Genomic DNA, 6,558 nt, shown 5'->3' with positions numbered 1-6,558 from the left:
GAGGGGGTGCGGAGGTCTCTTCCGGGGTTCATGGTGCCGTCGGTGGTGGTGGTGTTGGATGGGTTGCCGGTGACGGTGCATGGGAAGTTGGACCGTAAAGCCCTACCGGATATCGACTTTGATCCTCCTCCGCTTCACTATGTTGCACCGCGTACGCCCTTCGAGGAGACCGTTGCCATCGTTTTCGGCGAGCTACTGGGAATATCGAGGGTCGGTGTGCGCGATGATTTCTTTGCTCTCGGTGGAAACTCTCTCAGTGCGACTCGGTTGGTTGCACGGGTGAATTCGGTTCTCGGTGAACGGATCAGTATCCGCGACGTTTTCGACGCGTCCACCGTGGCAGCGCTGGCCGAGTTGGCGCAGTCACGCGGAGGGGACGCCGGTGGCGGCGTCGGAGTCAAGCCGCCGTTGAGACCGCGGGGTGCGACCACGGATATCCCGCTTTCACCTGCGCAGCAGAGGATGTGGTTTGCCAATCAGTTCGACCCTGATTCCGCCGCGTACAACATCGCGTGTGCGTTACGGCTGGACGGCACTGTGGATGTCAGTGCGCTTCACGCGGCATTTGGCGACGTCGTCGACCGGCACGAGTCTCTACGCACAATTTTCCCGCTCACTGACGCCGGCCCACGTCAAGTGATCGTGTCTTCCTCACAGGTCCTATCAAACCTCGTACCGACAATTGTGCTGGGCGAGGAGGAACTGCGCGAGAGGTGCCGCAGCCTTGTCTCGGAGGGCTTCGATGTCGCACGGCAGGTCCCGTTGCGCGCATCTCTGTTACGTGGGGGTGATCAAGTCCCGACGCATGTCCTGGTGATCGTGGTACACCACATCGCCGCAGACGGTTTCTCCACGGCGCCGCTGGCTCGCGATCTCATGAGCGCCTACGCCTCCCGAGTGAAGGGAGAAGCGCCTGAGTGGGCGCCGCTGGCGATCCAGTACGCCGACTATGCGTTGTGGCAACGTGATTGGTTGGGCTCGGAATCCGACGAGCAGTCCTTGGTCTCGACACAACTCGACTATTGGGTCGACAATATTGCCGGCGCACCGGAGGTACTCGACATTCCCACCGATCGACCGCGCGGTGATGTGCGCTCGCTTCGACGCGGGCGGGTTCGGTTCGTGGTGAATTCGGAGATTCATGCCGGTCTGATCGGCCTTGCCCGCCAGCGCAACGCCACGGTCTTCATGGTAGTGCACGCAGCCCTGGCCGTGATGTTGGCACGACTGAGTGATACCGCCGACATCGCCGTCGGAACTCCGATCGCCGGGCGTGGGGAGCGAGAACTCGACGAACTGGTGGGGATGTTCGTCAATACATTGGTCTTGCGCACTGCAGTAGACCGCGGGACGACTTTCGGGGAGTTCCTCGACCTGGTCCGAGGCATCGATCTGAGCGCCTTCACTCACGCCGACGTGCCGTTCGAACGAGTCGTCGAGAACGTGAATCCTTCACGTTCGACGGCATATTCGCCCCTGTTTCAAGTCATGCTGGAGTTCCAAGACATCGAGCGGCCCGGACTTGAACTCCCCAACCTGCAGGTGACCGACGTCGGCGTCGCGATCGACACCATCAACTTCGATCTGCAGTTGACGGTATCGCAGACCTTCGACGATGCCGGCGAACCGGGCGGCATTCACGCTGAATTCGGATATGCCACAGATATTTTCGACGAGAGAACAGTGGGGTCCTTCGCCGGTCGCTTGCAGCGGATACTCGATAGCGTGACCTCCGATCCGCACTCGCGGATCGGAGATATCGACATCCTCGACACCCGTGAGCACATCGAACTGGTTCCTGTTCGAGGTGAGGTTTCCGCCGCGGCACAGAGTTTATCGGAGTTGCTCACTGCAGCAACAGATATGGCAACCGCCCACGATCCCGACGCCGTCGCACTGATATTCGAGGAGCGTGAAGTGACCTACCGCGAACTCGACGCGCAGTCGAACCGGTTGGCCCGCATGCTGATCGAATCCGGAGTGGGCCCCGAGTCGATGGTCGCGCTGTGCGTCCCACGTTCCGTCGAGTCCGTTCTGGCAGTGTGGTCCGTTGCCAAGACCGGTGCGGCATTCCTTCCCGTGGACCCGAGTCATCCTTCTGAACGTATCGAGTACATGTTGGGCGACTCCGGCGCCGCCTGGGGAATGACCATCAGGGCGCATCGCGGTGTGCTCGCCGACCGAGTGCCTTGGGTGGTTCTCGACGACGAGAGTGTGGCGGAACGGTTGTCGACGTACTCGCCGTCGAGAATCACCGACGCGGATCGGACGACACGGATTCGAACCGACAATCCGGCCTATGTGATCTACACGTCGGGATCTACAGGAACGCCGAAGGGTGTGACGGTCACGCATCGCGGGTTGAGCAACTTTGCTCGCGAGGAGCGCGAGACTTTTGCTGCCACGACTCGATCCAGAATCCTGCACTTCGCTTCGCCGAGTTTCGACGCCTCGGTTCTCGAACTCTTGTGGGCCGTTGGTGCCGGAGCCACCATGGTGGTCGTTCCCCCGACCGTCTACGGCGGGTCGGAGCTGGCGGAGTTACTGGAGCGCGAGCGCGTCACTCATTGTTTTGTCACTCCGGCGGCTTTGGCGTCCGTCGATCCCGACGGCCTCACCACAGTCGGATGCGTCGTCACCGGCGGAGAGGCGTGTCCATCGGAATTGGTGACCCGCTGGGCGTCGGGCAGAAGAATGTTCAACGCCTACGGCCCGACCGAGGCAACGGTCGTGTCGAGTATCAGTGCAGCTCTGACGCCTGACGAAACGGTCACCATCGGTGCACCAACTCGGGGATTTGCCGAGGTAGTGCTGGATTCGCGGCTTCGCCCGGTGCCGGTGGGTGTCGCCGGGGAGTTGTATCTTGCCGGGCCGGCTTTGGCACGTGGCTATCACCGGCGTTCCGCACTGACGTCCACGCAGTTTGTCGCTGATCCGTTCGGTCCGCCGGGAACCCGGATCTATCGCACGGGCGATCGGGTGCGCTGGACTACTGACGGACAGCTGGTGTACCTCGGGCGTACGGATTCCCAGGTGAAGATCCGTGGGTACCGCATCGAACTCGGGGAAGTCGAAGCGGCATTGCAGTCGCACCCGCGCGTGACCCAGGCGGTGACGGACGTCTGGAACGGAGACGGTAGCGATCGGTTGATCGGCTACGTGGTACCTGATCGGGGAGCGAGTATCGATACGCGTGACGTCCTCGCGCATGCCGGCAAGCGGCTGCCGTCGTACATGGTGCCTGTGGCCGTGGTGATACTCGATGCGCTTCCACTGACGGTTCACGGAAAACTTGACCGCGCAGCGCTTCCCGCACCCGATTTTTCGTCCACCTCCTCACCTGATCGGCTACCCCGAACGGAAACCGAGAATCTACTCGCCGGCCTGTTCGCGCAGGTGCTCAGCGTGGAAACAGTAGGAGTGCACGATTCGTTCTTCGAGCTCGGTGGCGACAGCATCATGTCCATCCAATTGGTGGCTCGGGCTCGCGATGCAGGTGTGATCTTCTCGCCTCGAGATGTGTTCGTCCACAAATCTGTTGCCGCGCTAGCCGAGTCGGCGAAATTCGAGCACGACGGATCGGAAGTTCTCGCGGAGCTGGCAGGATCGGGCATCGGTACTGTTCCGTTGACGCCGGTGGCACAGTGGATGCTCGACCGCAGCGGCGGCTTGTTCGGCGGCGAACTGAGCCGGTTCTCCCAAGCGCTCTTGCTGACAGCTCCCGGTGATCTCACCCAGGACGTCCTTGTCCGTAGCGTCCAGGCGCTGCTGGACCGGCACGACATGCTCCGAGCACGCCTGGTCGAGCGTGAGCGGGTCATGGAAGTTCTACCGCCCGGCTCGATCTCGGCTGAAGGACTGATCCGTCGTGTGAGAGTCGACGCGGTGGACGATGACGACTTCACCGCCTTGGCGTCGAGGGAACTCGAGGCCGCGGCCGACAGCTTGGATACTGCTTCCGCCGACGTGGTTCGCGTTGTCTGGTTCGACGTTGCTGACAATCCCGATGTGCCGAACAAACGGGGCCGACTACTGCTGGTGATGCATCACCTGGTCGTCGATGGCGTCTCCTGGCGCATTCTTGTCACAGACCTGGCGTCGATGACAGCGCAACTGCGGGCCGGTGTTCCTCCGGCACTACCGCCGAGCGGAACCTCGTTCCGGCGATGGTCACACGGGCTTGTCGAGTACGTCGGCAAGCGGAGCGGCGAACGGCACGTCTGGAAAACGATCCTGGAGGGTCCGGACCCCCTGATCGGCTCGCGGCCACTCGACCCCACGATCGACGTCGACCAGACTGTCGACACCGTCACAGCTGACATCACGTCTCACGTGACCAGGAGCCTTCTCACCACAGTTCCTGCGGCATTCCACGCCGGCGTGATCGACGGGCTCCTCACCGCTGTTGCGCTGGCAGCAATCGGGTGGCGACGACGCCGGGGTATCGATACCTCCGACGCGCTGATCAGTCTCGAAGGCCACGGACGTGAAGAAGATGCCGTTCCCGGCGCAGATCTCTCTCGCACCGTCGGTTGGTTCACCACGCTCTTCCCGGTGCGATTGGATCTTGGCGGGATCGATGTCGACGACGCACTGGGAGGTGGAGGCGAAGCGGGGCGCGCCGTCAAGGTCGTCAAGGAGCACGTGCGTGCGATCCCGGACCACGGAATCGGATACGGCATGCTGCGGTACCTGTCCGAAGACGCGGAGAGCCTCAGCCGATACCGTTCTCCTCAAATCAGTTTCAATTATCTGGGTCGGGTGAGCACCTCCGACGGAGCGCAGGACTGGCTGCCGGTCGAAGGCAATCGAAAACTCGGTGGAACACAGAATCGTTCCATGCCGGTGGCGTCGGTGATCGACATCAACGCGGCCGTCGAGGACGGTCCCGACGGCCCGTGCTTGACAGCGTCGTTTGCCTTTCCACGCGGGGTACTCGACGAGTCGGACGTCGCGGAGTTCGCGGACCTCTGGCGCCTCGCGCTCGATGGTCTGGCCGCTCATGCATCGCGACCCGGTGCGGGTGGTCTGACACCGTCGGACATCGCGCTGGTCTCGGTCGACCAGCAACAGATCGAAAGTTGGGAGGGGGATTACCCGGCATTGAACGATGTCTGGTCGGTGTCGCCTCTTCAGGCGGGGTTGATGTTCCATGCTTCACTGGCGGCAACATCCACCGATGTCTACACAGCTCAACTGTGCGTCGAACTCGAAGGAGTGGTTGATTCCGAGCGCGTGCGCGGCGCTGCTGCCGGACTGTTGGTCAACCACCCGAATCTGCGTGCGGCGTTCGTCTACGACAGTAACGGTGTACCAGCGCAGTTGATCGTCGACGACGCGGAGATTCCATGGAGCGAAGTAGATCTCACCGAACAAGGATCGGCTACCGAAGCAGAGCTACGGCGGTGCCTCGACGAGGATCGCAGAGCCCCCTTCGACCTGGCCTCGCCGCCACTGCTGCGGCTGACGTTGCTGCGAACCACCGCGACGCGGTGCGTACTGGCGGTGACAAACCATCACATTGTTCTCGACGGTTGGTCGATGCCACTGTTGGTACGGGAACTGCTGATGCGATACGCCGCCGACGGTCTCCCGGTCGACAGAGTTCCGCCCGATCTTCCCGAGTCCCCGTCGTACCGCACCTATCTGGAGTGGTTGGCGGACCGCGATCCCGACACCTCGCTCGCGGTATGGGAAGACGCCATGCGGGGCGTCGAGGAGCCGACCCTGTTGGCAGATCCAGCACCGAACGTGGAGCAGGGTGTGCCCGAGGAAGTGATCGTCGATCTGCCTGAACCGGTACTCGACGGACTCAGTGCACTGGTCCAGCGCAGCGGGATCACGATGAACACGGTGGTCCAAGCCGCGTGGGGTGTTCTGTTGTCCCGATTGCTGTCCCGCGAAGACGTAGTCTTCGGCGCCACGGTCTCGGGACGCACACCCGAACTACCTGGTGTGGAAAACATGGTGGGACTGCTGATCAACACGTTGCCCGTACGTGTGCAACTGGATCCGGACGAGACGTGGGCCCAGTTGCTCGCTCGACTACAGGACGAGCAGGTATCACTGCTCGAGCATCACTATGTCGGGCTCGGCTCGATTCAGGCACGGGTAGGGGTGGGCAACCTGTTCGACACACTCTCGGTCTTCGAGTCTTATCCCGTCGACACCTCGGGGATGGATGAGAACGCCGACATCGCCGGGATGCGAGTCACCACTGTGGACGCCCGCGATGCCACGCATTACCCGCTCACCCTGCTCTCGATCGCCGAGCCGGCTTTGCACCTGAGCCTGCGATACCAGCCTGCAGCCTTCGAACGAGCAGCGGTCGACACCATCGCACAGCGTTTGGCGCGGATTCTCACCACCATCGCAGAGGACGCGGACACAACGGTCGGCGAGGTCGACGTGTTTGTTGCGGGTGAGCGTGGGTTGGTGGTGGGTGGTTGGGATGGTGTGGGGTTGGTGGTGGGGGGTTTGACGTTGGTGGATGTGTTGGATGGTCGGTTTGCTGGTGTGGGTGGTGGGGGGTTGGTGTGTGGTGGGGTGGTGTTGTCG

General features: G+C 62.3%; 1 protein-coding gene. It reads left to right on the top strand.

Annotated elements, in window-relative coordinates; translation table 11 throughout:
- On the top strand, positions 1-6,558 hold a 6,558-nt coding region (locus tag ACWF6P_RS31600), incomplete at both ends, for an amino acid adenylation domain-containing protein (RefSeq protein ID WP_452623677.1).

The organism is Rhodococcus sp. NPDC055024 (assembly GCF_053608585.1).
This window is presented reverse-complemented; position numbering and strand designations above follow the sequence as displayed.